General features: G+C 67.5%; 25 protein-coding genes. 18 read left to right on the plus strand and 7 right to left on the minus strand.

Going from position 1 to position 26,837, the window contains the following annotated elements:
- Positions 1-69 precede the first annotated feature (69 nt).
- The gene (locus LH400_RS12915; protein WP_229153128.1) at positions 70-762 is read right to left on the minus strand and encodes a GntR family transcriptional regulator; all 693 of its coding nucleotides are present in this window, start codon (positions 760-762) and stop codon (positions 70-72) included.
- Positions 763-1,249: 487 nt separating this feature from the next.
- On the opposite strand from LH400_RS12915, the gene LH400_RS12920 reads away from it, so the two are divergent.
- The 9 genes from LH400_RS12920 to LH400_RS12960 all read left to right on the plus strand — a co-directional run bounded on the left by LH400_RS12920 (position 1,250) and on the right by LH400_RS12960 (position 10,978).
- Positions 1,250-2,335, plus strand: a complete 1,086-nt coding sequence (locus tag LH400_RS12920; protein ID WP_229153129.1) for a TRAP transporter substrate-binding protein — start codon at positions 1,250-1,252, stop codon at positions 2,333-2,335.
- On the plus strand, positions 2,332-2,865 hold the full coding sequence (locus LH400_RS12925) for a TRAP transporter small permease subunit (protein ID WP_229153130.1): 534 nt from the start codon (positions 2,332-2,334) through the stop codon (positions 2,863-2,865). The genes LH400_RS12920 and LH400_RS12925 overlap by 4 nt, the downstream gene beginning before the upstream one ends.
- A 3-nt stretch (positions 2,866-2,868) precedes the next feature.
- Positions 2,869-4,194, plus strand: a complete 1,326-nt coding sequence (locus LH400_RS12930) for a TRAP transporter large permease (RefSeq protein WP_229153131.1) — start codon at positions 2,869-2,871, stop codon at positions 4,192-4,194.
- A gap of 248 nt (positions 4,195-4,442) precedes the next feature.
- Positions 4,443-6,071: an ABC transporter substrate-binding protein gene (locus LH400_RS12935; protein WP_229153132.1), complete on the plus strand. Its 1,629-nt coding sequence runs from the start codon at positions 4,443-4,445 to the stop codon at positions 6,069-6,071.
- A gap of 55 nt (positions 6,072-6,126) precedes the next feature.
- Entirely contained in the window at positions 6,127-7,224 is a 1,098-nt protein-coding gene (locus LH400_RS12940) for an ABC transporter permease (RefSeq protein ID WP_229153133.1), read from the plus strand.
- Positions 7,221-8,150, plus strand: coding sequence for an ABC transporter permease (locus tag LH400_RS12945; RefSeq protein WP_229153134.1), 930 nt, complete (start codon positions 7,221-7,223; stop codon positions 8,148-8,150). Before LH400_RS12940 ends, LH400_RS12945 begins: the two co-directional genes overlap by 4 nt.
- Positions 8,150-8,986, plus strand: a complete 837-nt coding sequence (locus LH400_RS12950; protein WP_229153135.1) for an ABC transporter ATP-binding protein — start codon at positions 8,150-8,152, stop codon at positions 8,984-8,986. The genes LH400_RS12945 and LH400_RS12950 overlap by 1 nt, the downstream gene beginning before the upstream one ends.
- Entirely contained in the window at positions 8,983-9,759 is a 777-nt protein-coding gene (locus LH400_RS12955) for an ABC transporter ATP-binding protein (RefSeq protein WP_229153136.1), read from the plus strand. Before LH400_RS12950 ends, LH400_RS12955 begins: the two co-directional genes overlap by 4 nt.
- Before the next feature lie 145 nt (positions 9,760-9,904).
- Positions 9,905-10,978, plus strand: a complete 1,074-nt coding sequence (locus LH400_RS12960; protein WP_229153137.1) for a dipeptidase — start codon at positions 9,905-9,907, stop codon at positions 10,976-10,978.
- A gap of 89 nt (positions 10,979-11,067) precedes the next feature.
- On the opposite strand, the gene LH400_RS26365 is transcribed toward LH400_RS12960, so the two are convergent.
- Positions 11,068-12,201 (minus strand): mandelate racemase/muconate lactonizing enzyme family protein, encoded by a 1,134-nt coding sequence (locus tag LH400_RS26365; RefSeq protein WP_229153138.1) that lies wholly within the window; start codon positions 12,199-12,201, stop codon positions 11,068-11,070.
- 52 nt (positions 12,202-12,253) lie between these two features.
- Entirely contained in the window at positions 12,254-13,312 is a 1,059-nt protein-coding gene (locus LH400_RS12970; protein ID WP_229153139.1) for a LacI family DNA-binding transcriptional regulator, read from the minus strand.
- Between the two features lie 196 nt (positions 13,313-13,508).
- Here LH400_RS12970 and LH400_RS12975 point away from each other — a divergent pair, with 196 nt between their 5' ends.
- The 9 genes from LH400_RS12975 to LH400_RS13015 all read left to right on the plus strand — a co-directional run bounded on the left by LH400_RS12975 (position 13,509) and on the right by LH400_RS13015 (position 22,894).
- Entirely contained in the window at positions 13,509-14,819 is a 1,311-nt protein-coding gene (locus LH400_RS12975; protein WP_229153140.1) for an ABC transporter substrate-binding protein, read from the plus strand.
- 65 nt (positions 14,820-14,884) lie between these two features.
- Positions 14,885-15,622, plus strand: a complete 738-nt coding sequence (locus tag LH400_RS12980) for an SDR family NAD(P)-dependent oxidoreductase (RefSeq protein ID WP_229153141.1) — start codon at positions 14,885-14,887, stop codon at positions 15,620-15,622.
- 11 nt (positions 15,623-15,633) lie between these two features.
- Positions 15,634-16,503 (plus strand): carbohydrate ABC transporter permease, encoded by an 870-nt coding sequence (locus LH400_RS12985; RefSeq protein ID WP_229153142.1) that lies wholly within the window; start codon positions 15,634-15,636, stop codon positions 16,501-16,503.
- A 13-nt stretch (positions 16,504-16,516) separates the two neighbouring features.
- Complete coding sequence (locus LH400_RS12990) at positions 16,517-17,344, plus strand: carbohydrate ABC transporter permease (RefSeq protein ID WP_229153143.1); 828 nt, start codon at positions 16,517-16,519, stop codon at positions 17,342-17,344.
- A 6-nt stretch (positions 17,345-17,350) separates the two neighbouring features.
- Positions 17,351-18,367 (plus strand): alcohol dehydrogenase catalytic domain-containing protein, encoded by a 1,017-nt coding sequence (locus LH400_RS12995; RefSeq protein ID WP_229153144.1) that lies wholly within the window; start codon positions 17,351-17,353, stop codon positions 18,365-18,367.
- The gene (locus LH400_RS13000) at positions 18,367-19,446 is read left to right on the plus strand and encodes an ABC transporter ATP-binding protein (RefSeq protein WP_229153145.1); all 1,080 of its coding nucleotides are present in this window, start codon (positions 18,367-18,369) and stop codon (positions 19,444-19,446) included. The genes LH400_RS12995 and LH400_RS13000 overlap by 1 nt, the downstream gene beginning before the upstream one ends.
- Positions 19,447-19,476: 30 nt before the next feature.
- A complete protein-coding gene (locus LH400_RS13005) occupies positions 19,477-20,931 on the plus strand; it encodes an NAD-dependent succinate-semialdehyde dehydrogenase (RefSeq protein WP_229153181.1) in 1,455 nt (484 codons plus the stop codon).
- Positions 20,928-21,860 (plus strand): sugar kinase, encoded by a 933-nt coding sequence (locus LH400_RS13010; RefSeq protein ID WP_229153146.1) that lies wholly within the window; start codon positions 20,928-20,930, stop codon positions 21,858-21,860. Before LH400_RS13005 ends, LH400_RS13010 begins: the two co-directional genes overlap by 4 nt.
- The gene (locus tag LH400_RS13015; RefSeq protein ID WP_229153147.1) at positions 21,857-22,894 is read left to right on the plus strand and encodes a tagatose 1,6-diphosphate aldolase; all 1,038 of its coding nucleotides are present in this window, start codon (positions 21,857-21,859) and stop codon (positions 22,892-22,894) included. Before LH400_RS13010 ends, LH400_RS13015 begins: the two co-directional genes overlap by 4 nt.
- A gap of 79 nt (positions 22,895-22,973) precedes the next feature.
- Here the strand turns inward: LH400_RS13015 and LH400_RS13020 are convergent, their stop codons facing one another.
- Genes LH400_RS13020 through LH400_RS13035 form a run of 4 tightly spaced genes read right to left on the minus strand, consistent with a single transcriptional unit; the run spans position 22,974 to position 26,822 of the window.
- Entirely contained in the window at positions 22,974-24,026 is a 1,053-nt protein-coding gene (locus LH400_RS13020) for an ABC transporter ATP-binding protein (protein ID WP_229153148.1), read from the minus strand.
- A complete protein-coding gene (locus tag LH400_RS13025) occupies positions 24,023-25,033 on the minus strand; it encodes an ABC transporter ATP-binding protein (RefSeq protein ID WP_229153149.1) in 1,011 nt (336 codons plus the stop codon). Before LH400_RS13025 ends, LH400_RS13020 begins: the two co-directional genes overlap by 4 nt.
- Positions 25,030-25,887, minus strand: a complete 858-nt coding sequence (locus tag LH400_RS13030) for an ABC transporter permease (protein WP_229153150.1) — start codon at positions 25,885-25,887, stop codon at positions 25,030-25,032. Before LH400_RS13030 ends, LH400_RS13025 begins: the two co-directional genes overlap by 4 nt.
- Positions 25,884-26,822: an ABC transporter permease gene (locus LH400_RS13035; RefSeq protein WP_229153151.1), complete on the minus strand. Its 939-nt coding sequence runs from the start codon at positions 26,820-26,822 to the stop codon at positions 25,884-25,886. The genes LH400_RS13030 and LH400_RS13035 overlap by 4 nt, the downstream gene beginning before the upstream one ends.
- Between the last annotated feature and the right edge of the window lie 15 nt (positions 26,823-26,837).

The raw sequence follows: 26,837 nt of genomic DNA on the forward strand, positions 1-26,837 counted from the left end.
TTTCGATTTCCGGCAGAGGTGAGAGCGCCCACCCGCCGTATTTCGCTGCCGCCGAGCCGGAGCGAGAGTTCAGGTACCGCTCTCGGCGCGCTGTGCGCGGGCCGAATGGGCGGCGATAAAGGTCTTTGCCGAGTTGAGGAGATGCCGGCGCAGGTGCCGTTCGGCGCTCACCCCGTCGTGCTCCAGGATCGCGTCGACGATCGCCGCATGTTCCAGCGTCGATTCGGCCACCCGCTCGCGGCTCTGGAGCTGCGAGCGCCGAAAGGGCGCAAGCTTCACCCGCATGGCCTTGGCGATCTCGACGACGTCGTCATTGTGGGTGCCAGCATAGATCATGTCGTGGAGCAGGCTGTTGGCCTCGTCATAGGCGGCGAAATCATCCTGCCCCACCATCGCCTCCATGGCGCTCTGCTGATCCCACAGCCTGGCCCGCTCGACCGTCGTCATGCGTCCCGCCGCGAGCCGGCCGCACATGCCCTCGATCTCGCCCATCGCCTCGAACATCTGGTCGATGCGCTCGAGCGAGAGATCGCAGACGACGACACCGCGATAGGGCATGCGCTCGACCAGCGAACGCGAGGCGAGCGTCAGGAAGGCTTCGCGCACCGGCGTGCGCGAGACGCCGAAGCGCTGGGCGACGGCGGTCTCGTCGAGCTTGCAGCCGGCCGGCAGCGCGCCGGAGATGATCTCCTCCTCCAGCCCGTCGGCAATGACCTTGCTGCGGACGGGGCGCGGTCCGGCCATGGTGGAAGACATCGACATGGATGGCGTGCTGCCGCCTCGGGCTTTCGGGGCAAGGCGACGGACGCACGCGCGCGCGTGCGATGGCCGGCCTCTTAAAATACAATCTCGTCTTATTCATAATACTCGTATACAGGAAGGCGCGTCAATCGCACCCATGATCGGCCTGCCGCACCTGAGTGAGCTTCTCGCTCGGATGCCGCGGTCTGGTGCTGAGGGACCGCGGATCTGTTTCTTCCGCGAAGACCCCGCTTGCGGTGCTCCGTCACGCGGGCGTCGAACTTCGCCAGCCAATAGGGCGGCATATGCTCACTTTGCGTAGCTCGATTGATGCCAGACTATGCAATCTCCTGCCCTGCTGCCCTTCATGTATACAAATGACGCCTGAGACGCGGCACCATCCGCCTTGCGCCATCGGCCTCCTGCGACTGGCACGGAACCTGCCTAGTCCCGGTCATCCTCTCCCGAGCCCGGGACCGAGGAGTCCATGACCGAAGGAGGCAATCTGATGAAACGGCGTGAATTCCTGACAAGGTCCGCGATGGTGGCGACGGCGAGCCTGGCAGCGCCTGCCGTGGCACGCGCGCAGGACAGCTTCAGCTGGAAGATGACCAATGCCTACGGCCCCGGTTCGCCCTTCTATGTCGAGGGTCCGGGCAGCCCGACGGACTTCTGCAAGAAGGTCGAGGCAATGTCCGGCGGGCGGCTGAAGATCCAGCATTTCGCCGCGGGCGAGCTGATTCCCGCTCTCCAGGGCTTCGACGCCGTGCAGGGCGGCATCGTCGAGATGAACGCGGCCAACGCCTATTACTGGGCCGGCAAGATCCCGGCCGCGCAGTACTTCACCACCGTGCCCTTCGGCATGGACGTCAAGGGCACCAATGCCTGGATGTATGAAGGCGGCGGCATCGACCTCTGGCACGAGATGTACGAGCCGCTCGGCATGGTGGCGTTCCCGGTGGGCAATACCGGCGTACAGATGACCGGCTGGTTCCGCAAGGAGATCAAGTCGGTCGAGGATTTCGACGGACTGAAGATGCGCATTCCGGGCCTTGCCGGAAAGGTCTATGCCAAGCTCGGCGTCAACGTGCAGCTCCTGCCCGGCGGCGAGATCTTCCCGGCGCTCGAGCGCGGCGTCATCGACGCGGCGGAGTTCGTCGGCCCCTATCAGGATCGCCGGCTCGGCCTGCAGAAGGCGGCGAAATACTACTACACGACCGGCTGGCACGAGCCGAACAACGTCACCGAGCTGCTGATCAACAAGGCCGCCTGGGACAGCCTGCCGGCCGACCTTCAGGCGATCGTCAAGGCCGCGGCGATGGCCTGCAATGTCGAAAGCAACGCCTGGTGCGACGCCACCAATGCCGAGGCGATGAAGGACCTCGTCGAGAATTTCGGCACGATCGCGCAGCCGCTGCCCGACAGCGTCGTCGACAAGTTGCGCGAGGTGACCAACGACACCCTGGCCGAGGGTGCCGCGGCGGACCCGCAGACCAAGAAGGTGCACGAGGCCTATTTCGCCTTCAAGAAGCAGTATGGCGACTGGGCCGGCGTCTCCGCCGAGCCGCTGCTGCCGGTGCTCTACAAGTCGTGAGCGTTGTCGAGCGCCTGGCGGACGGAGCCGATCGCTTCGTCCGCGCGGTCGGCGAAATCATGGCCTGGACCGGCCTCGTCATGGTCCTGCTGATCGGCTTCAACGTCCTCGCCCGCTACCTCTTCTCCTACGGCTCCGTCGCGCTGCAGGAGATGGAGTGGCACCTGATGGCGGCAGGCGCGCTGTTCGGCATGTCCTACGGGCTGAACCGCGGCGAGGAGGTGCGCGTCGACGTCCTCTACGCGCATTTCCCGCCGCGGCTGAAGACGGCGATCAACGCCCTCGGTTCGCTGCTTCTCTGCCTCGTCGCGATCGCCGTGGCCTGGCTCGCAATCGGCTTCGTCAGCCAGAGCTACATGCTGCAGGAAGGCTCGGCCGACCCGGGCGGGCTGCCCGCACGTTGGATCCTCAAGGCGATGATCCCGGCCGCCTTCCTGCTCCTCGCCCTGCAGGCGTTTGCCCGCCTGGTCGCGGATGCGGCCGCCCTCTTCGGCGCCCGCCCCTCTCACAGCATTTCCCGCGAAGGCTGAGCCATGCCGGTCAACGAAATCCTCGCGCTGGCGATGATCGGCGCGTTCTTCCTGTTGCTGCTCGGCGGCCTGCCGGTGCCGATCTGCCTCGCCGTCACCGGCTTCGTCTTCGGCTATGCCGGTTTCGGCAGCCTGCTCTTCGGCCTGCTTCCCGCCCGCGTCTTCGGCGTCGTGACGAACTACACGCTGCTCGCCCTGCCGCTGTTCATCTTCATGGGCATCATGCTGGAGCGATCGAAGATCGCCGAGGACCTCCTCGACGTCATCGGCCTCGCCATGGGCAACATCAAGGGCGGCATGGCGCTGGCGATCATCCTTGTCGGCGTATTGATGGGGGCCGCCTCGGGCGTCGTCGGCGCGACCGTGGTCACGGTCGGGCTCATCGCGCTCAATCCGCTGATCCGCCGCGGCTACGACAAGGGCGTTGCGGCCGGCGTCATCTGCGCCTCCGGCACGCTGGGGCAGATCATCCCGCCGAGCCTCGTCCTGATCCTTCTGTCCGACATCATGGGCGAGTCGGTCGGCACGCTGTTCGCCGCCGCGCTGATCCCCGGCCTGATCCTCGCCGGCCTCTTCGTCGCATACATCCTCGCCCTCGGCTACTTCCTTCCGGACCGCGTGCCGGCGATCCCGCTTCAGGAGCGGCTCCAGTTTTCCCGCCGCGCCCTGGCGGTCCGGTTCATGAAGGTCGTGGTGCCGCCGCTGGCGCTGATCTTCCTGGTCCTCGGCTCGATCATCGGCGGCGTCGCCGCGCCGACCGAGGCCGCGGCCATGGGCGCGCTCGGCAGCATCGTCCTCGCCCTCGTTTCCGGACGCCTGAACCTCAGAGTGATGACCGAAGTCGTCCGCGGCGCCTTCGTCACCAGCGCCATGGTGTTCTTCATCCTGATCTTCGCACAGGTCTTCTCGCTCGCCTTCCGCGGCCTCGGCGGCGAGCGGCTGGTGCAGGACGCCTTCGCCTACGTCCCCGGCGGCATAGACGGCCAGCTCCTGTTCCTGATGGTGCTCCTGTTCATCCTCGGCTTCTTCCTCGAATGGATCGAGATATCCTACATCGCCCTGCCGCTGTTCCTGCCGGTCCTGCACCAGTCGGGCGTCGATCTCGCCTGGGTGGCGATCCTCGTCGCGGTCAATCTCCAGACCTCCTTCCTCACCCCGCCCTTCGGCTGGGCACTGTTCTTCCTGAAGGGCGTCGCGCCGCCGGAGCTGAAGACGAGCGACATCTATCGTGGGGTCGTGCCCTTCATCCTCGTCCAGCTTTTCGGACTGTTCCTGGTCTATCTCTTTCCGCAGACCGCCCTCTGGCTGCCGAACGCCATCGGATGGTGATTCCGCCTCGGCAACTGCGCGGATTTTCCCCGCCCGCGGCTTGAGCGACGTCCCTGCCGCGACGATCGGCGGGGCCACGGGGTCGCCGCGGCGCAGTCGTGGAATTCCGGTTCCGTCAAAGGATCGAACCCCTAACTGCGCCGGATATGGGCTTGCCCAACAAACGGGCGATACCATAGTCTCCCGGCATCTGGTCTCGGCGCGCCGTTGAGGATCGTGCCGGGTTGGTCGCTATGAGGTCTTCGATCATGCGTTGTCAGCTGCCGTTCGCCGTCTCGCACAACCTTCGACGAATCGCAGCCGCCGCGCTGCTCTCCGCAGCAGCCTTGGGCCCTGTTCCCTCCGCCTTCGCCGAGACGCCGGCGGACACGCTCGTCATCGCCAACACGATCGACGACCTGAAGGTTCTCGATCCCGCCGAGAGCTTCGAGTTCTCCGGCGGCGATGTCATCAACAACCTCTACGACAAGCTGATCGAGCTCGATCCGAAGACACTGAAGATGGGCCCGGGGCTCGCCAAGAGCTGGGACGTCTCTGAGGACGGCAAGACCTTCACCTTCAAGATCGACACCAGCCGCAAGTTCGCCTCCAGCAATCCGGTGCGGGCCGAGGACGTCGTCTGGTCGCTGCAGCGCGTCGTCAAGCTCGACAAGACGCCGTCCTTCATCATCACCCAGTTCGGCCTCAACAAGGACAATGTCGACCAGAACATCAGGAAGGTCGACGACGAGACGGTCGAGATCGTGGTCGATCGGCCCTATGCGCCGTCCTTCCTCTACAACGCGCTGACGGCGGACGTCGGCGGCATCGTCGACCAGAAGCTGGCGATGGAGCATGCCTCCGGCGACGACATGGGCAATGAATGGCTGAAGACACATTCGGCCGGCGCCGGTCCGTTCACGCTGCGCGGCTGGAAGCCGAACGAGTCGGTGATCATGGAGGCCAACGCCAACTATCCGAACCCGCCGGCGATGAAGCGGGTCTACGTCCGGCACGTTCCCGAGCCGGCGACGCAGCGCCTGCTGCTCGAGCGCGGCGACATCGACATCGCCCGGAACCTGACGCCCGAGGACATCAACGCGGTCAAATCCAATCCCAAGCTGAAGGTCCAGGATTCGCCGCGCGGCCGCATCTACTACGTCTCCGGCAATCAGAAGATGAAAGAGCTTGCGACGCCGGGCGTCATGCAGGCGATCAAATACCTCGTCGACTATGACGGCATGGCGAACTCGTTCCTGAAGGGCCAGGTCGTCGTCAACCAGCAGTTCCTGCCGATCGGTTTCCTCGGCGCGATCGACGACAAGCCGTTCAAGCTCGACGTCGAGAAGGCCAAGAAGATGCTCGCCGACGCCGGCTATCCCGACGGCTTCTCGGTCGAGCTTCTCGTCCGCAATGCGCAGGACCGTCTGGCGGTCGCCCAGTCGCTGCAGAACACACTCGGCCAGGCCGGCATCAAGGTGAACATCCGTCCGGCAACCGGCTCCGAAGTGCTGTCGATCTACCGCGCCCGCAAGGCGGAACTGACGCTGGAGGTGTGGGGCCCGGACTATCCGGATCCGAACACCAACGCCTCGGTCTTCGCCGAGAACCCGGACAATTCCGACGAGGCCCAGCTGACCGGCAATCTGTCCTGGCGCAACGCCTACGCGGCCGAGGAGACCACGCCGATGGCGGAGGCCGCCGTGGTCGAGAAGGACACCGACATGCGCGCCAGGATGTATGAGGAGATGCAGCGGATCGGCAACGAGAAGTCGCCCTTCGTCCTGATGTTCCAGCAGCAGGAGCAGGACGGCATGCAGAAGAACGTCGAAGGCTTCTCGACCGGCGGCGCGGTGTCGTCGGCCTTCTACAAGGCGGTGACGAAGTCCGGCGAGTGACGCCCAGTCTCCGCCACAGGGACGCCACGGCAAGATCCCGTCCGGACACAAGACGATGAGCCTCTCACACGGTGCGCATGATCCGGCGACGGCGGAGGAAGAATCCGCCATCGCCGGTACCGGGTTGCTGCCGCGCATTGCCGGCCGCTTCGGCAAGACGCTGTTCAGCCTGGTGGTGACGCTGTTCGGCCTTCTGCTCGTCACCTTCGCGATCGCCCGCCTCGTGCCGATCGACCCGGCACTGGCGGTGGTCGGCCCGCGGGCGACGCAGGCGCAATACGAGGCGGCGCGCCGGGACATGGGTCTCGACCAGCCGATCCCGGTGCAGTTCGTCAAATATCTGGGCGATGTCGTCCAGGGCGATTTCGGCCGCTCCAACCTCACCGCGCGGCCGGTCCTCGAGGACGTTCGCAACGCCTTCCCCGCGACGCTGGAGCTTGCGACCCTCGCCACCCTCCTCGGCGTTCTCCTGGGAGTGCCGGCTGGCGTCGTTTCGGCAGTCAGCCAAGGTCGATGGCCGGACCATGTGCTGCGGGTCGTCGGCCTTCTCGGCTACTCCATGCCGGTCTTCTGGCTCGGCCTGATCGCACTCCTGATCTTCTACGGCCAGCTTGGCTGGGTCGGCGGTCCCGGCCGGCTCGACGTCTCCTACGAACTCTCCTACGAGCTCGACGTCACCGCCTATACCGGCTCGATCCTGATCGATTCGGCGCTGTCGGGGGCCTGGGACGTCTTCGCCAATGCCCTTACCCACATCGCCTTGCCGGTCTTCGTTCTCGGCTATTTCTCGCTCGCCTACATCTCGCGCATGACCCGCTCCTTCATGCTGGAACAGCTCGGCCAGGAATATGTGACCGCGGCGCGCGTAAAGGGCGTGCCGGAGCGACGCGTCGTCTGGGTCCACGCGCTGGGCAATGCGATGGTGCCGCTGATCACGGTGATCGCGCTCTCTTATGCGGCGCTCTTGGAAGGCTCCGTCCTCACCGAGACGGTCTTCGCCTGGCCGGGTCTCGGCCTCTACATCACCCAGGCGCTGTTTGCCGCCGACCTCAACGCCGTGCTCGGCGGAACGGTGGTGATCGGCGTCTCCTTCATCGTCCTCAACCTCCTGTCCGACCTCCTCTACGCGGTCGTCGATCCGAGGGCGCAATGAGCGACATGCCCGCCCCCTCCTCCGCCGGCGGCCTCAAGGCCTGGCTGACCAGCGACACGCCGCGCTCGCGGCTGCAGGCCCGGGCGATCAGCCTGTGGTTCGCCTGGCGCGACCTGATCCGCAATCCGCTCGCCGTCGTCGGCCTCGTCATCATCGCGGTGCTGATCCTGATGGCGGTCTTCGCGCCGCTGATCGCCACCGCCCCGCCGAACCAGCAGGACCTCGCCAACCGGCTGATGCCGCCCGGCACGGGCGGCCATCTTCTCGGCACGGACGATCTCGGCCGCGACATCTTCAGCCGCATCGTCTTCGGCTCGCGGGTGACGCTCGAGGTCGTGGCGCTCGTCGCGATCACAGCGCCGGTCTTCGGCCTGATCGTCGGCACGGTGGCCGGCACCCTCGGCGGGTGGGTGGACCGCGTCCTGATGCGCATCACCGACATCTTCCTCGCCTTTCCCCGGCTGATCCTGGCGCTCGCCTTCGTCGCCGCACTCGGTCCCGGCATCGTCAACGCCATTTTGGCGATCGCGCTGACGGCCTGGCCGCCCTATGCGCGGGTCGCGAGGGCCGAGACGCTCACCGTGCGCCGCGCCGACTACATAGCCGCCGCGCGGCTGCAGGGCGCCGGAACGCTGCGGATCATCACCGGCCACATCATGCCGATGTGCCTCTCCTCGCTGATCATCCGCGTGACGCTCGACATGGCCGGCATCATCCTCACAGCCGCCGGCCTCGGCTTCCTCGGCCTCGGCGCACAGCCGCCGCTCGCCGAATGGGGCGCGATGATCTCGGCCGGCCGGCAATACCTCCTCAGCCATTGGTGGGTCGCGACCATGCCCGGTCTCGCCATCCTGACGGTCTCGCTGGGCTTCAACCTTCTCGGCGACAGCCTGCGCGACGTGCTCGACCCGCGGGGGGCGGGATGATGACCGGCGCGCCGCTCCTGGAAGTCGAGAATCTCAGCGTGCGCTTCGAGACCAATCGCGGCGTCAGCGAGGCTGTGCGCGGCGTCTCCTTCACGGTCGGGCGCGAGCGCGTCGGCATCGTCGGCGAATCCGGCTCCGGCAAGTCGATGACCGGCCGCTCCATCCTGCGTCTCATCCGCCCGCCCGGCATCGCCACGGCCGATCGCCTCGCCTTCGAGGGCACGGAACTGCAGACCCTGTCCGAACGCCAGATGCGGCGGATGCGCGGCCGGCGCATGGCCATGGTCATGCAGGATCCGAAATATTCGCTGAACCCGGTGATGCGGATCGGCAGGCAGCTGATCGAGGCGCTGAAGGTGCATGAGCGGATCGCGACGCGCGAAGCGAGGGTTCGCGCGCTGGAGATGCTGCGCGACGTCCAGATCCGCGATCCCGAGCGCGTGCTCGCCGCCTATCCGCACGAATTGTCGGGCGGCATGGGCCAGCGCGTGATGATCGCGATGATGCTGATCCCGCGGCCGGACCTTCTGATCGCCGACGAGCCGACCTCGGCGCTCGACGTGACGGTGCAACTCGAGGTGCTGCGCATCCTCGACAATCTGGTTCGCGACCGGGGGATGGGACTGATCTTCATCAGCCACGACCTGCGCCTCGTCTCGACCTTCTGCGACCGGGTGCTGGTGATGTATCTCGGCCGGATCGTCGAGGAGATCGAAGCCTCGCGTCTCCACGAGGCGACGCATCCCTATACGCGCGGGCTCCTCAACTGCCTGCCGGAAGTCGGCGGGCCGCGCGAGCCGCTGCCCGTCCTGAAGCGGGACGCGGCCTGGGCATGAGCGACGTGATGGACTCGCAGAAGCCGAAGATCGCCGTCGACGATCTCTCCGTCACCTTCGTCCAGGGACGACGACGCGTCGCCGCCGTGAAGAGCGTCAGCTTCGCCGTCAGGCCGCTCGAATCCTTCGGTCTCGTCGGTGAGTCCGGCTCCGGCAAATCGACCGTCCTGAGGGCGATCTGCGGGCTCGCCCCGGTCTCCGGCGGCGACATCCGCATCGACGGCAAGGCGATCGCTGAGCCGCGCGACAAGGCCTTCGCCCGCCGCGTGCAGATGGTCTTCCAGGACCCCTACGGATCGCTCCATCCCCGCCACACGATCGACCGCGTCCTCTCCGAGCCGCTCTCGATCCATCGCTTTTCCGATCGGGAAGACCGGGTGGTCCAGGCGCTGAAGGATGTCGGGCTCGACGCCCGCTTCCGCTTCCGCCTGCCGCATCAGCTCTCCGGCGGCCAGCGCCAGCGCGTGGCGATCGCAAGGGCGCTGATCGTCGAGCCGGAGATCCTCCTCCTCGACGAGCCGACCTCGGCGCTCGACGCCTCGATCCAGGCAGAGGTGCTGAACCTCCTGACGCGGCTGCGCGAGGAGCGCAACCTCACCTTCGTCATGGTCAGCCACGATCTCGCGGTGATCGATCACATGTGCGACCGCCTGTTGGTCATGCGCGGCGGCGAGGCGGTCGAGGCGCTCGATCGCTCATCGCTCGCCGACCGAAAGGTCGCATCGGACTACACGCGGGCGCTGCTGACGGCGAGCGAGGGCTATGTCCGCTGAGGCCGGTCGACCGCCGCCCTTCTGACGCGTCCATGGCCTCATAGGGAGCACGCTTCAGTCCCGAGGGAGGTGATAAGGCTTGCGGACGGATCGGGTTCGGGTGTCTAGCTACGCGAAAGCCCGCAGTTCTCCGAGGACCCATTCCATGCCAGCACCCCTCGTCTTCGACGGCCACAACGACAGCCTGCTCCGCCTCTACGTCGACGGCTCGCAGCAGGCGATCGACGCCTTCCTTGCGGGCACGGCGCCCGGCCATATCGACCTCGCCAAGGCGAAGGCGGGAAATCTCGGCGGCGGTCTGTTCGCGATCTTTCCGCCCTCGCCGCGCGATGCCTCGATCCTCGACCGCATGCCGAAGGGGGGCTACCAGCTGCCGCTTCCGGTGCCGCTGGAGACGGCGGTCGCCGAGGCCGCGACGATCGGGATGGTGGCGATCCTGTTCCGGCTGGAGCGCGGCTCGGGCGGCCGCTTCCGGGTCTGTCGGTCGGTGGCCGACATCCGCGCCGCCTGGGATGCCGGCGCGATGGCGGCGGTGATGCATATCGAGGGCGCCGAGGCGATCGACTCCGACCTCAAGATGCTCGACGTCCTTCACGCCGCCGGTCTGCGCTCGATCGGCATGGTCTGGAGCCGCAACAACATCTTCGCCCATGGCGTACCGATGCGCTTTCCCTCCTCGCCGGACGTCGGCGACGGGCTGACCGAGGCGGGTGTGCGGCTGGTGAGGCGCAGCAACGAACTCGGCATCCTCCTCGACCTGTCGCATCTCAACGAAAAGGGCTTCTGGGACGTCGCGCGCCTCTCGGATGCGCCGTTGGTCGCGACGCACTCCAACGTCCATGCGATCTGCCCGGTAAGCCGCAACCTCACCGACAAGCAGCTTGCCGCGATCGCCGAATCGAAGGGCGTGGTGGGCCTCAACTTCGCCACCGCCTTCCTGCGCGAGGACGGATCGATGGACGCCGACACGCCGATCGAGACGATGGCGCGGCATCTCGACGGCCTTCTCGAACGGCTCGGCGAGGACGGCGTCGCGCTCGGCTCCGATTTCGACGGCGCCGTGATCCCGGCGGCGATCGGCGACGCGGCGGGCCTGCCGGCCCTCTTCGATGCACTGGAGAAACGCGGCTATGGCCGGGCGCTCGTGGAGAAGATCGCCCATGGCAACTGGCTGGGCGTTCTCGAGCGCACATGGAAGACGCCGACCAGCGCTGCCTGATCCGGGCAGCCACCGCCCGGTGCGACCGTCGGCGTGTGCGAACGACTGGCCGGCGATCAGGCCGTGTCGGAGCGGCTGCCCCGCCGGCTCTAGATGTCCACCCGGTACCGGCGCAGCGCCGCCAGATCCGGCGCGATGCCGAGCCCGGCGCCCGCCGGGATCGCCATGGCGCCCTCCGAGACTTCGGGAAATCCGGTGACGTATTTGTCCCGCAGCGGGTTCGGGTTCGCATCGACTTCCAGAACGCCCTCGCCGCCGATCGCCGCCAGGTAGTGCAGCGAGGCGACGAGGCCGATGCCGCCGCCGAGCCAATGCGGGCACAGCGTGACGCCGTGCTCCTGCGCGTGGCGGGCAACCGGCAGACCGCCGGAGAGGCCGCCCCACTTGCCGATGTCGGGCTGCAGGAAGGCGATGCCGCCCGCTTCGACCATCTCCGCGAAACCGCTCGTCCCCCGCAGGTTCTCGCCATTGGCAAGCGGCACAGGCGAGGCCGCCGCCAGCCGGGTCCAGTCGGTGATCGGTCTATCGGCACGCATCGGCTCCTCCAGCCAGAGCGGCCGGTACTCGGCGAAGGCCTCCGCCATCGCCAGCGCCTCGTCGAAGCCCCAGGCCTGGTTGGCGTCGACCATGATCGGCGTGTCCGGTCCGAAGGTCTCGCGCAGCGTCTTGAGATTGCCGATGTCGCGGTCGCGGCCGAAGCCGACCTTCACCTTGAAGCGGCGATAGCCCTCGTCGAACTTCCTTTGCGCCAGGATTTCGGGAGCGTCCGCGTTGAGCCCGCTGGCATAGGCCGGCACCGACGCGGCCTCGCCGCCGCCGAGAAACCGGTGGAGCGGTTCGCCGGCGCGGCGCGCCAGCATGTCATGGACCGCGATGTCGAGGCCGGCGATCGCCTGTGCCAGCGGTCCCGGTTCGCCGCTCTGGATCGCCAGCACCTCGGTTCGCGCCGTCAGATGGCCGAAGGCGGCCCGAGGCTCCTCGAACCGCTTGCCGAGGATGAGCGGCACCAGCACCGATAAGATCAGCCGCGCCCGATGTTCCGCGCCAACGGCCGGAAAGTTGCACCACACCTCGCCCCAGCCCTCGGCCCCGTCGGCGCCGACGACCCGCACGAACAGGGCCGGCCGGTCATGCATCGTGCCGAAGGAGGTGACGACCGGCACGGCGATCGGCACCCGGTAGACATGCGGCTCGACGGCGGCGATCTCGAATATATTCGTCACGTGGCAGCCCTCCCTGGCTCCGTGAAATCTCGGGCGGCAAAGACGCCGGCGCTTACGCCCCCGGCGGCGGCGCGGTGGATTCCCGCACGACGAGCGAAAAGTCGATCTCGCGATGCATCATCGCCGGTGCGCCCGTGAGCCGCTGGATCAGATATTCGCCCGCCCTCACCCAGATCTCGTCCGTCGGCATGTGGATCGTCGTGAGGCTGGGGCTGAGATGCCGGCTCCATTCGAGATCGTCGAAGCCAACGACGGAGACGTCGCGCGGCACGGCGAGGCCGAGCTTCAGCGCCTCCAGCATGACGCCATAGGCGATGACGTCGTTGCCGCAGATGACGGCGGTGGGCCGATCGCCGGAAGTCAGCAATGTCCGCGCGGCCTGCCGCGCATCGTCGAGCTTGTAGTTGACCTGCAGCATCCAGTGTTCCGGCGGCACCGCATCATGCTCCGTCAGCACCTCCAGAATGCCGCGAAGGCGCGCCTGGGCGCGGTCGTTGTTGCGCTGCATCGCCGCGACCACGGCGACCTTGCGATGGCCGAGTTCGACAAGGTGCTGGGTAATGCGCCGGCCGGCGCGGGCGTTGTCGACGCCGATCGAGGGATAGGGCTTGTCCGGCTCGTAGACGCCGACATTGACGAAGGGGATGTTCTGCGCGGTGAGCAGCCGGCGCAGATCGTCGTGACGCTTGTCGCCGCGCAGGATCAGCCCGTCGACGCCGCGGCTGACGAGGTTGCGCGCCTGTTTCAGCTCGACGTCCAGATCGTATTCGTTGGTCGCGAGCAGCAGGAGATAGTCGCGCTTCGCAAGATAGGACTGCAGTGCCTGCAGTCCCTGCGCGAACATCGCATTGTCGATGGTGGGCACGATCGCGCCGATCGTACGGGTGCGGCGCGACGAGAGGGCCCTCGCCGACGCGTCCGGAATGTAGCCGATTTCCTCGATGATCGCGCTGATCTTGGCTCTCAGTTCCGGACTGACGGAAGCGGGATTGTTGAGCGAGCGCGACACCGTCGCCGTCGACACGCCGGCACGCTTGGCGACCGCCCTGATCCCGACGGACTTTGCCCCCTCGCCCTGCGTTTCGCCTGCTTTGCTGTAGATCGGTTTCATTCAACCCGCTGGTCGTGCGCCATTCATATTCCTGCCACCAACCCTATCAGAAGTGGCGCGGCAGCGGGAACAGGAAATCGTCAGACATCCCGATTGACAGGGCGCCTCTGCCGGCGATATGTAACCGGTTACAAGAAAAAGCCGCGGCAAAGCGGATGGCTCCGAACAACCGGACCGATCTGGGAGGATCTTCCAAATGACGCAGTCTCTAAAGCAGGCCTGCGGCCTCACCGCCGCCCTTCTCGCATCCGCCGCCTTCGTCCAGGCGGCTCACGCGCAGGATTTCGACTGGAACGCCCACAAGGGCGAGACGATCACCTTCCTCGCGAACAACAACCCCGTCGCCAACGCGATCCTGAAATACAAGGACGACTTCGAGAAGAAGACCGGCATCACGCTCAAGGTCGACAGCTATCAGGAGCAGCAGATGCGCCAGCGCCTGCTGACGGTGCTGAACGCTCGTTCCGACGAGGTCGACGTCTTCATGACGCTCCCCTCGCGCGAGGGTCGGCAGTTCGCCGCCGCCGGCTGGTATCAGGACCTGACCCCCTATACGCAGAAGGCCGTTTCGGCCGACTACGATTTCAAGGGCCTCGGCAAGGCGCTGGTCGACGCCGGCACCTTCGACGGCACGCTGACCGGCATCCCGCTCAACATCGAGGGGCCGCTCCTCTACTACCGCACCGACATCTTCGAGAAGTGCGGCGTCGCCGTGCCGAAGTCGATCGCCGACATCCAGAGCGCGGCGGAGAAGATCAAGGCCTGCTCCGACGCCTCGAACGTCACGCCCTTCGCCTCGCGCGGCCTGAAGCCGGCACTGCCCTACACCTTCTCCAACTTCCTGCACAATGAAGGCGGGGAATACATGAAGGACGGCAAGTCGAACCTGTGCTCCGACGCCGGCAAGAAGGCGCTGAAGACCTACGCCGACCTCCTCAAGACCTACGGCCCTCCGGGCGTCGTCAACTACAGCTTCTACCAGCTGACCTCGCTCTACCGCGCCGGCAGGGCAGCCATGTCCTTCCAGTCCTCCAACGAGTTTCCCTCGGTGATGGAGGGCGGCGAGCGCCTGAACGACACCGGCATCATGCCGCTGCCGGCAGGTAGCGGCGGCTCCCATCCCACGACGATCGGCTGGGCGATGGCGGTGTCGAAGTTCAGCGACCATCCGGAAGCGGCCTGGTACTTCGTCCAGTGGGCCACGAGCCCGCAGATGCAGGCCAAGCTCGCCCTCGAAGGCATCGCTCCGCCCCGCGCCGCGGCGGCCGAAGATGCCGACTACAAGGCCTGGCTCGCCGAGCAGCCGGTGCGCCAGAAGTGGCAGGAAGCGCTGCAGGACCTTGCCGCGAACGGAACATCCGAAGTCGGCTATCCGATCATCCAGAACCCGGAATCGCGTGAATATGTCGGCCAGGCCGTGGACGACATCCTGCTCGGCACGGCCACCGTGGACCAAGCCTGCGCCAATGCGGACGAGCAGCTGAACGCGCTGATCGAGCGCGAATAGCCGCTCCGCACAGCCGCCCGGCAACCACCTCCCTGCCGGGCGGCCCCTCTTATCGGGTCAGTCGCATGTCCAGCCAGCAATTCCAGTTCGCGCCCGGATTTCGAGCGGTCGTCATCGGCGGCCTCGGCGGCATCGGCCTCGCCATCGTGCGCCTCCTGCGCGACCTCGGAGCAAGCGTCGCCGCGACCGGCATCAGCGAAGCCGACATATCGGCCTGCGGGCTTTCCGCGTCCGACGCGCTGTCGCTCCACGTCCTCGACGTCACCGACGACGCTGCCATGCGCGACTTCGCCGGCCGCTTCGACGGGGTCGACCTCCTCGTCAACTGCGCCGGCATCCTCAGGCGCGACGAGGAATTCGAGCTCGACGTCTTCCGCAAGGTGCTCGACGTCAACCTCACCGGCACGTTCAGCGCCTGCCTCGCCTTCCGGGAAGCGCTGGCGAAGAAGCACGGCTCGATCGTCAACATCGCCTCGATGAACGCCTATTCCGGCCTGCCGCGCATTCCCGCCTATTGCGCCAGCAAGGCCGGCGTCGTGATGCTGACGAAGAGCCTGGCGCTCGCCTGGGCGAAGGATCCGATCCGGGTCAACGCCGTCGCACCGGGCTTCATCGAGACCGCGATCAACGCGGAAGGCCGCAAGGACACCGCGCACTACCAGCGCATCGCCGGCCGCACCGCGCTCGGCCGCTGGGGACAGCCGGAGGAGGTCGCCGGCACCGTCGCCTTCCTCGCCATGCCCGCGAGCGCCTACGTCACCGGAAGCGTCTTCGCGGTCGACGGCGGCTTTTTGGCCAGTTGAGGCGGATCGTCATGAAGAGAACCGCATCGCCCAGGATCCAGCTTGTCGGCCTCTCCGCGCCGGCGCTGATCTTCACCGTCGCGATGATCGCTTTTCCCTTCGGCTATACGCTCTGGCTCAGCCTTCAGGCCTTCACCGCAACCGGCATGACGCGCTTCACGGGAGCTGGCAACTATCTCCGAATGATCTCGGACGAGCAGTTCTGGAACGGGCTGTATGTCACCTTCTACCTCTACTTCCTGTCGCTGGCGCTGCAGCTCTTCTTCGGCACCGTCCTCGCGCTCCTCCTCTTCCGCGCCAAGAAGCTGCCCGGCATCGTCCGCTCGCTGTTCATCTCGCCCTTCATGATGCCGCCGGTCGTCGCCGGCATGATGTGGCTCGTCATCCTCGATCCCTCGCTGGGCGCGGCGAACTACATCCTGACCTCGCTCGGCCTGCCGCCCTCGACCTGGCTCGCCTCGCCCGGCTTCGTCGTCCCGACGCTGGCGCTGATCGATACCTGGCAGTGGAGCCCCTATGTCGCGCTGATCGTCCTCGGCGGCCTGCAAGCGCTGCCGCCGAGCGTCTACGAGGCGGCGGAGATCGACGGCGCCTCCGGCTGGAAGGTTCTGTGGCGCATCACCCTGCCGCTGCTCCTGCCGACGCTCGCCACCGCGACGATCCTGCGAAGCGTCGACCTCCTGCGCTTCTTCGACCTCATCTACATCACCACGCAGGGTGGCCCGGCCAACGCCTCGACGACCCTCAACATCTACGGCTTCCGCACCGGTTTCGAGTTCTTCCAGCTCGGCTATGCCAGCGCGCTGATGGTGACGCTCTCGGTCATCGTCCTCGGCGCGGTGCTGGTTCTCAACCGCATGCGCAGCGCGGTCGCCTGGTAGGAGGACGAGAGACATGTCCGCAATCGCTTCCTCCGACCGCGTCACGACCTGGCTGAACGCCGTCCTGTTGTTCCTCGCCGGCTGCGTCGTGATGATCCCGACGCTGTGGATGGTGCTTTCCTCCTTCAAGCAGTCCTTCGAGGTGACGGCCTATCCGCCGACGGTCTTCTTCACGCCGACGCTCGAAAACTATGCCTCCCTCTCCGAGACGACGCCCTTTCTCCACTACGCCTACAACTCGATGGTGGTGACCATCTCTTCCACGGCGCTCGGCCTTCTCCTCGGCGCGCCCGCGGCCTTCGTCGCGTCCTGGACGCGGATCACCTGGCCGGCCGTGGTGACGCTCGTCGCCCGCATGGCGCCGGGCACTTTGTTCCTGCTCCCCTGGTACGTCATGTTCCGGCAGGTCGACATGATCGGCAGCTACTGGGCGCTGATCCTCACCCATGCGGTGATCACCATGCCGATCGTCATCTGGGTGCTCCTGCCCTTCTTCGACAACATCCCGCGCAGCGTCTACGAGGCGGCGCAGGTGGACGGCTGCTCGCCCTTCCGCGTGTTCTGGCGGATCGCGCTGCCTCTCGTCACCTCCGGCCTCGCGGTCTCGGCGATCCTCGCCTTCGTCTTTTCCTGGAACTACTTCCTGTTCGCGCTGGTCCTGTCGAACTCCGACACCAAGACGCTGATCGCCGCCTCCTTCAACTTCATCGGCGAAGGCTCGACGAACTGGGGCGCCCTGATGGCCGCCGCCACGCTGATCGCCCTGCCGCCGCTCGTCCTCGCCGTCATCGTCCAGCGCTGGCTGATCTCCGGCCTGACGCTCGGCGCCGTGAAAGGCTGATCCACCATGCAGACCGAACCCCTCACCCAGCGCCCGCAGATGCGCGCGGCCGCCTTTCACGGCGAGGACCGCATCACCGTCGAGACGCGGCCCCTGCCCGAGCCCGCGGCCGGCGAGGCGCTGGTGAAGATCCTGCGCACAGCGCTCTGCGGCTCCGACTTCAAGCTCTGGCACAACGGCGCCGAGCACGTCGCCGGCCACGAGATATTCGGCCGCGTCGAGCAGCCGGGCCATGAGCTCGATGGCCAGCGCTGCGCCGTCTACATTCCCGTCCATTGCGGGCATTGCGCCGCCTGCCGGGCCGGCGACACGCAGATGTGCCTCGAAGTCTCCTCGCTGATCGGCTGGAACCGTGACGGCGGCTATTGCGAATATGTCGCCGTGCCGGACAACTGCCTGCTGCCGGTGCCGGAGGACATTCCCGACGATCTCGGCCCCCTCCTCCTCGACACGATCGGCACCTCCGCCCATGCCGTCCGCGAGGCGCAGCGCTTCGTGCCCAAAGACGGCGACCCGGAAGTGCTCGTCACCGGCGCAGGGCCCGTCGGCCTCGGCGTCGTCCTCGCCCTCAAGGCGCTCGGCTACGAGAAGGTGTTCGTGTCCGACCCCAATCCCGGCCGCCTCGCCATCGCCGTCTCCTTCGGAGCGGCGGCGCATCCGGTCGGCAGCCGCGACAAGCGCTTTGCCATGATCGTCGAATGCTCCGGCGCGCATGTCGCACGCAACCTCGCGATCGAGCTCGTCCTGCCGAAGGGCGTCATCGTCCTCGTCGGCGAGAACGCCGCCCCCTGGACGATCACCGAGGACAAGGTTTTTCGGCGCAAGGACTTCGCCATGCTGCGCACCTTCTACTTCCCGAAGGCCGACCTTGCCGCGAACATCGAGCTCCTGCGCGCCAACAAGGATCGCTATGCCCGGCTGGTCGACGAGCGCTTCGGCCTCGACGCCCTGCCCGAGCGGTTCGCCCATTTCGCCGAAGGCAAATCCATCAAGCCGGTCCTCGCCTTCGAGGAGACGCGCTGATGGCCTCGATCTCGATGCGCAGCCTGGTGAAGAAGTACGGCGACCTCACCGTCATCCCCGAGCTCGACCTCGAAATCCCGGACCACGAGTTCGTGGTGCTGGTCGGCCCGTCCGGCTGCGGGAAGTCGACGCTGCTGCGGGTTCTCGCGGGCCTTGAAGCCGTCAATGGCGGCGAGCTCCTGATCGGCGACCAGCTGGTCAACGATGTGCCGGCGGCACGGCGCGATATCGCCATGGTCTTCCAGGACTATGCGCTCTATCCGCACATGACCGTCCGCCAGAACATGGCTTTCTCGCTCGAAATGCGGGGCATGACCAAGGAGGAGATCGCCGGGCGCGTGACACGCGCCGCGACGCTCCTTCATATCCAGGACTTCCTCGACCGGCGGCCGAAGGCGCTGTCGGGCGGCCAGCGCCAGCGCGTCGCCATGGGCCGCGCCATCGTGCGCAATCCCAAGGTCTTCCTGTTCGACGAGCCGCTGTCCAATCTCGACGCCAAGCTGCGGGCGCAGGTTCGCGCCGAGATCAAGGCACTGTCGCAGCAGCTGCGGACCACCATGGTGTTCGTGACCCACGACCAGGTCGAGGCGATGACCATGGCTGACCGGATCGTGGTGATGAAGTCCGGCGTCATCCAGCAGGTCGGAACGCCGGAAGAGGTCTACGAGACGCCGACCAACCTCTTCGTCGCCGGCTTCATCGGCTCGCCGGCCATGAACTTCCTGCCCGTCACGCTGCGCGGGGACTGGGCAGCGCTTGCCGACGGGCGCACGCTGCCGCTGAGCCTGCTCGGTACCGGCGCCGCCAACCGCCCCGAGGGCGACGCCACCCTGATCCTCGGCGTCCGGCCAGAGCACTTCACTGTGGCGCCGGACGATCCGGACGCGCTTGCCGTCACCGTCGACCTCGTCGAGCCGCTCGGCTCCGATACGCTGGTCCACTTCCGGCTGGCGGAGACCGACGCGATCGCCCGCGTGTCGCCTGATCTCCGTCCGAAGCCGGGCGACACCCTTCCCCTCATCCCGGTCCGCGGCAAGACGCTCCTGTTCGATCAGGACTCCGGCCGGGCGATCCGCTGACACGACATGACAAGGAGTATCGACGTGACGATACAAGGCCTCACCGACCCCGCTCTCTTCACCGAGCGCTGCCTCGTCGGCGGCGAATGGATCGGCGCAGCCAAGGGCGCCGGCATCGCAGTCACCGATCCGGCCGACGGCCAGGTCATCGCCGAAGTGCCGAGCCTCGACAATGCCAGCGTGAAGCGCGCGATCGACGCGGCGGAAGCGGCCCAGAAGGACTGGGCGAAGCGCTCCGCCAAGGAGCGGGCCGGGCTGATCCGCCGCTGGTACGAGCTGATCCTCGAAAATGCCGACGACCTGGCGAAGATCCTCACCGCCGAGCAGGGCAAGCCGCTGGCCGAGGCGAAGGGCGAGATCGTCGCCAATGCCGCCTATCTCGAATGGTTCGCCGAAGAGGCCAAGCGCGTCTATGGCGACATCGTGCCGCCGCCGGGCGCCGACCGCCGGATCCTCGTCGTCAAGCAGCCCGTCGGGGTCTGCGCGGCGATCACGCCGTGGAACTTTCCGAACGGCATGATCACCCGCAAGGCCGGGCCGGCGCTGGCCGCCGGCTGCACCATCATCGTCAAGCCAGCCTCGCAGACGCCGCTCTCGGCGCTCTCCCTCGGCGTCCTCGCCGAGCGTGCCGGCATTCCCGCCGGCGTCTTCCAAGTCGTCACCGGCAAGGCGCGGGAGATCGGCACCGAGTTCACCGCCAATCCGAAGGTCGCCAAGATCTCCTTCACCGGCTCGACCGAGGTCGGGCGCTGGCTGATGCGCGAGGGCGCAGCTACGATCAAGCGGCTGTCGCTGGAGCTTGGCGGCAACGCCCCCTTCATCGTCTTCGAGGACGCCGATCTCGATGCCGCGGTCGAAGGCGCGATGATCGCGAAGTTTCGAAATTCCGGCCAGACCTGCGTCTGCGCCAACCGCATCTATGTCCATGAGAGCCTCGCCGGCGCCTTCGCCGAAAAGCTGGCGGCGGCCGCGAACGCGCTCAAGGTAGGGCGCGGCACCGAGGCCGGCGTGACCCAGGGACCGCTGATCGACGAGGCGGCCGTCGCCAAGATGGAGGAGCATTTGAGCGATGCGCTCGGTCATGGTGCGAGCCTCGTCACCGGCGGCAAGCGGCACGAACGCGGCGGGACCTTCTTCCAGCCAACGGTGATCACCGGCGTGACGCAGGAGATGAAGCTCGCGCATGAGGAGACCTTCGCGCCGCTCGCGCCGATCATCCCCTTCACCGACGAGGCGGACGTCGTCGCCATGGCGAACGACACCGAGTTCGGCCTCGCCGCCTATTTCTACACCAAGGACCTCGCCCGCATGTTCCGCGTCGCCGAAGCGCTCGAAAGCGGCATCGTGGGCGTCAATTCCGGCCTGATCGCCAACGAGATGGCGCCGTTCGGCGGCTTCAAGCAGTCCGGTCTCGGGCGCGAAGGCTCGAAATACGGCATCGAGGAGTATCTCGAGACGAAATACATCTGCGTCGCCGGGCTATGACCGCAGGCGCGCCGGACTGGGGCGACCGCCCGGGCACGGTGATCTGCCTCGGCCTGTCCGCCTTCGACTATATCTGGCAGGTCGAGCGCCTGCCTGAGGGCCGCAGCGACAAGGTCCGGGCGCCGGAGTTCCTGACCAAGGGAGGCGGCATGGCCGCGACCGCGGCGGTCGCCGTGGCGCGGCTCGGCGGTCGCCCGAGCTTCTGGGGCCGGGCCGGCGAGGACCGCGAGGGCGCGGCGATGCGGGACGAACTCGCCGCGGAAGGCGTCGACGTCTCCGGCTTTCGCCTCTTCGGCGGCGCCCGCTCATCGATCTCGGGCGTATTCGTCGATCCGGCGGGCGAACGGCATATCGCGAATTTTCGCGGGCAGGGTCTGCCGCCGGCGCCGGACTGGCTGCCGCTCGACGCCGTCGCGAAGGCCGGCGCCATCCTGGCCGACCCGCGCTGGCCGGAGGGGGCGGAAGCCGCCTTCGCCGCGGCGCGCAAGGTCGGCATTCCGACCATTCTCGACGCCGATGTCGCCGACCGCGAGGTGTTCGAGCGCCTGCTTCCGCTGACCGACCATGCGATCTTCTCCGCGCCCGCCCTGCTCGGCTTTGCGGGTGCGGACACGGAGGGGGCGCTGGGAAGCGTCGCGGCCTTCGGCTGCCGGATCGCGGCGGTGACGCTCGGCGGCGACGGCGTCCTCTGGCGCGAGCATGGCGCGACCGCAAGCAGACCGGCCCTGCCAGTCGCGATCGTCGACACGACCGGCGCGGGCGACGTCTTTCACGGCGCCTATGCGCTGGCGATCGCCAAGGGGGCGCCGACCGCCCACGCCATGGAATTTGCCGGCGTCGCCGCCGCGTTGAAATGCACGCAGGCCGGCGGCCGCCGCGGCATCCCGACACTCGAACAGACAATGCGATTTTGGAGAGACAACTCATGACGACGATCGGCAAGAGCCGCGGCCTGACCCGCCTGGCGGACGCGGACGGACACTTCACCATGGTGGCGCTCGACCAGCGCCCGCCGCTGATCGCCGCCATCGCCAAGGCCAAGGCCATCGCACCGGCCGAGGTGACCTTCGCCGACATGATCGCGGCCAAGCGCCTCCTGGTGAAGGCGCTCGCGCATGACGCCTCCTCGATGCTGTTCGACCCGAACTTCGCCATTCCCGCGGCGATCGACCTTCTGCCGGCCAGGACCGGCCTGATCGTCACCTTGGAGGAGCACCGCTTCGAGGAGACGCCGGGCGGGCGCAAGTCGCGCTCGATCGACAACTGGAGCGTCGAGAAGATCCGCCGAGTGGGCGGCGATGCGGTGAAGGTTCTCGCCTGGTACCGGCCGGACGCCACCGCCGAGGTGATCGCGCATCAGAAGGCCTATGTGCGCGCCGTCGGCGCCGAGTGCCGCCGCCACGACATCCCCTATGTCCTGGAACTCCTCGTCTACCCCTTCCCGGACAGCGCCTCGCACACCACCGACTACGTGGAATCGCCGGACAAGCGGGCCGAGCTCGTCATCGAGAGCGTGCGGGAATTCGCCAAGCCCGAATATGGCGTCGACCTCTACAAGCTGGAGACGCCGCTTCCCGGCGCCTCGCTGCCGGCGCCGGACGGTAGCGCCGCGGCTCGCGAGGCCGCCAAGGAGTTCGAGACGATCGGGGCGATCTGCCGGGATGCCGGCATTCCCTGGGTGATGCTGTCGGGGGGCGTTGCGCCTGACCAGTTCGAGCGGGTCATGTCCTATTCCTACGCCGCCGGCGCACGAGGCTTCCTCGCCGGCCGCACGATCTGGCTCGACGCGGTCCAGTCCCACTTCCCGGACGAGGCAAAGGTGTTGGCCGCCCTGCGGGGCGACGGCCTCAAGCGGCTGCAGGCGCTCACGGCTCAGGCCCGGGAGAAGGCCGAACCGTTCCAGGCGCGCTACGACTTCGACGGCATCAGGCGGGAAGGCGACTTCGCCGCGGCCTATGCCTGATCCAGCCAAGGCCTGACGCACCACAACAGAACCGACTGCCGCCGCGACGGGAAACCGACGGCGGCGGATCGCCTCATCGTCAGGCCGGCTCTACGGCCCGCACTCGCGGCTCGAAGGCCGGCGTGCCGAAATCGGCAAGGTGGCAGGCCGCGCGGTGGTCTCCGGTCCGCTCCGTCAGAAGCGGGCGCTCGGCGAAGCAGCGCTCGAAGACGTGCGGGCAGCGCGTGTTGAAGAGACAGCCCGCGGGAAGGTCGAGCGGGCTCGGCAATTCCCCCCGCGCCGCCGCCGTCCGCGTGCGCCGGCCGGGATCGAGCTCGGGCGCGGCGTCGAGCAGCGCTCTCGTATAGGGATGCCGCGGCGCCGAGAAGAGCGCCTCCGTCGGCCCGATCTCGATCACCTTGCCGAGATACATGACGGCGACCCGGTGCGAGATGTGCCGTACCAGCCGCAGATCATGGGCGACGAAGACGACGGTCAGATGCAGCTCTTCCTGGAGCTGCAGGAGAAGGTTCACCACCTGCGCCTGGACCGAGACGTCGAGTGCGGAGACCAGTTCGTCGGCGACGAGCACGTCCGGCTCGACGGCGAGCGCCCGAGCGATGCCGATGCGCTGACGCTGGCCGCCGGAAAACTCGTGGGGATAGCGCTCGGCGGAATCCTGCGGCAGCCGGACCAGATCGAGGAGTTCGGCGATGCGGCCAGGGATCTCGGCGCGCGGGCGCATCTTGTGCACCGACAGCGCCTCGCCGAGGATCTGGCGCACGGTCATGCGCGGGTTGAGCGAGGAATACGGGTCCTGGAAGATCATCTGGACCCGGCGGTTGAAGGCCCGCCGGTCAGAGCCTCTCAGTTCGCCGATGTCCTGGCCCTCGAAGCGCACGCGGCCGTCGTCGGGATCGAGCAGCCGCACGAGGCAGCGCGCGAGCGTCGACTTGCCGCAACCACTCTCGCCGACGATGCCGACCGTCTCGCCGCGATGGATGGCGAGGTTCACCCCGTTCAGCGCGTTCACGGCGAGCCGCGGCCGGCCCGCCAGGCGCGAGACGATGCTCTGCGGCATCGGGAAGCGCACCACCACCTCCTCCACGGAGAGCAGCGGGGCCGAAGGATGCTTGGTGCCGCCCATCATCATGCCGGCGCTCCGGCGGAGGCGACGCGTTGGTGGTGGAAGCATGAGACCATCCGCCCGGGCGCGAAGGGATCGAGCACAGGTCGCTCCTCGCGGCAACGGGCGGTCGCGAAACCGCAGCGCGGGGCGAAGGCGCAGCCGGGCGGGATCGCGGCAAGGCTCGGCGGCGTCCCCTCGATCGATGTCAACATGGTCCGCTCCGCCCCGCCGCGCGGCACCGACCCCAGAAGCCCGCGCGTATAGGGATGGTGCGGCTCGGCGAAGACGTCGGCGACGCTGCCGCTCTCGACGATCCGCCCCGCATACATCACCGCCATCCGGTCGCAGGTCCCGGCGACGACGCCGAGATCATGGGTGACGAAAACGACGCTCATGGCAAATTCGTCGCGCAGGTCGAGGATCAGCTTGAGGATCTGGTCCTGGATCGTCACGTCGAGCGCGGTGGTCGGCTCGTCGGCGAGGAGCAGCTTGGGATCGCTGGCGAGCGCGATGGCGATCATCACCCGCTGCTTCATGCCCCCGGAGAACTGATGCGGATAGTCGTCCAGCCGCCGTTCGGCGGCGGGAATGCCGACGAGGTCGAGGAGCTCGATCGCGCGCTTGCGGCGCTGGCGCTTGTCGAGCGCCGTGTGCGCGGCGAGGTTCTCCTCGATCTGCATCCGGACCGGAAGCACCGGATTGAGCGCCGTCGTCGGCTCCTGGAAGATCATCGCGATCTCGCCGCCCCGGACCCGCCGCAGCGCGCGTGCCGGCATGGAGAGAAGGTCCTGCCCCCGCCACAACACCCGGCCGGTGACTTCGCCGGGCGCATGAACGAGCCGCATCAGCGAGCGCAGCGTGACGCTCTTTCCGGAACCGCTCTCGCCGACGAGGCCCAGCACCTCGCCCGGCATGACGTCGAAGGAGACGCCGTCGACGGCGGTGACCGGGCCGCTCGCCGTCCGGAACACCGTCGTCAGCCTGTCCACGCTGAGCGCCGGCTCGATCGAGACCGCCTCAGCCGCGCTCATTTCTTGGTCCTCAAGAGCTCGGCGAGGCCGTCGCCGAAGAGCGAGAAGCCGAGGCCGGTGACGACGATGGCGATGCCGGGGAAGACCGAGATCCACCAGGCCGTCGCCATGAAGTTCTTGCCGTCGGCGATCTGCACGCCCCATTCGGCCGCCGGCGGCTGCGCGCCGAGGCCGAGATAGCCGAGCGAGGAGCCGAGTAGAATCGCGAGCGCCATGTCGGTCATCCAGTAGACGATCGCCGGGGTGATGGCGTTCGGCAGGAGGTGGCGGAAGATGATCCGCATCGGCGTGTAGCCCATCGCGCGGCCGGCATCGGCATAGTCGAGCCGCTTCTGGACCTTGACCTCGCCGGCGACGAGGCGGCCGTAGAACACCCAGTCGATGACGCCGACCGCGATATACATGTTGACGAGGCCGGGGCCGAGCACGGCGACGATGGCGATGACCAGCACCAGGAAGGGAAAGCTGATCACCGCGTCGACGATGCGGCCGAACAGCGTCTCCGTCAGCCCGCCGGCATAGCCGACGAGCGCGCCCACGATCGTGCCGACGATCAGCGGTCCGACCGTGGCGAAGACCGCGATCTGCATGTCGATCGTATAGGCGTGGATCACCCGCGCGAGGACGTCGCGGCCGAAACTGTCGGTGCCGAAGGGATGCGCCCAGTCCGGCGGCGACAGGAGCGCATTGTAGTCCATCGCGATCGGGTCGTAGGGCGAGAACAGCCCCGGCACGATCGCCAGGACGAGGCTCGCGGCGAGGATCAGCCCGCCGGCGACGAAGGTCGCCGGCAGCCGCCCGAGGCGCAGACGGCGGCGCGCGCGGGGGGCGGCGGTCGGCAGTGTCATGGTCATCGCGCCACCCGCGGATCGAGCCAGGCCTGAACGATGTCGGTGGCCAGAAAGGAGAGCGAGACGACGAGGGCGAGCGCCAGGGTCAGCCCCTGCACGACCGGATAGTCGCGCCCGTAGATCGAATCGATCATCAGCCGGCCCGCGCCCGGAATGGCGAAGACGGTCTCGGTGATGACGGCACCGCCGAGCAGCGTGCCGACCTGCAGGCCGAACAGCGTCACCGTGGAGATCAGTGCGTTGCGCAGGACGTGCCGGGTCATGATGAGACGCGAGGACAGCCCCTTGGCGCGGGCGAAGTCGACATATTCGGCATCGATGACCCCGATGATGGCGGCCCTCAGATTGCGCATCAGGATCGCCGCCAGGCTGAGGGCCAGCGTCACGGCCGGCAGGAACAGGTGGTAGAGCTGGTCGCCGAACGTGTTGCCGAAGCCGCCGACCGGGAACCAGTGGAGCTGGGCGCCGAAGACGGTGAGGAGGATCAGCCCGACATAGAAGACCGGCATGGAAAGGCCGACCTGGAACGAGCCGCGAATGGCGCTGTCGGAGATCCGGCCTCGCCGGGTCGCGGCCACGAAGGCGAGCGGCACCGCGAGGACGAGGGCGATCAGCGCCGCCATCGCCGTGAGCATCAAGGTCACCGGCAGACGCTCGGCGATGAGGCTCGCGACCGAGACCTTCAAATGGATCGAATTGCCCAAATCGCCGGTCGCGATGTTGCGGACGAAGACCAGGAACTGGACCGGAAGCGGCTTGTCGAGGCCGAGCTCGGCGTTGATCCGCACGACGTCCGCGTCGCGGGCCCGATCACCCAGGATGGCGCTCGCCGGGTCGCCCGGCAGGAGCCGGACGAGCACGAAGATCACCACCACGATGAAGGCGAGCGTCGGGACGAGCTGCAGGAGGCGGCGGGTGATGAAGCTGAGGAAGGCCAATGAGCCGAGCCCGTA

The sequence above is a fragment of the Jiella soli genome (assembly GCF_020615385.1).
Lineage (GTDB): Bacteria > Pseudomonadota > Alphaproteobacteria > Rhizobiales > Rhizobiaceae > VKMB-3413.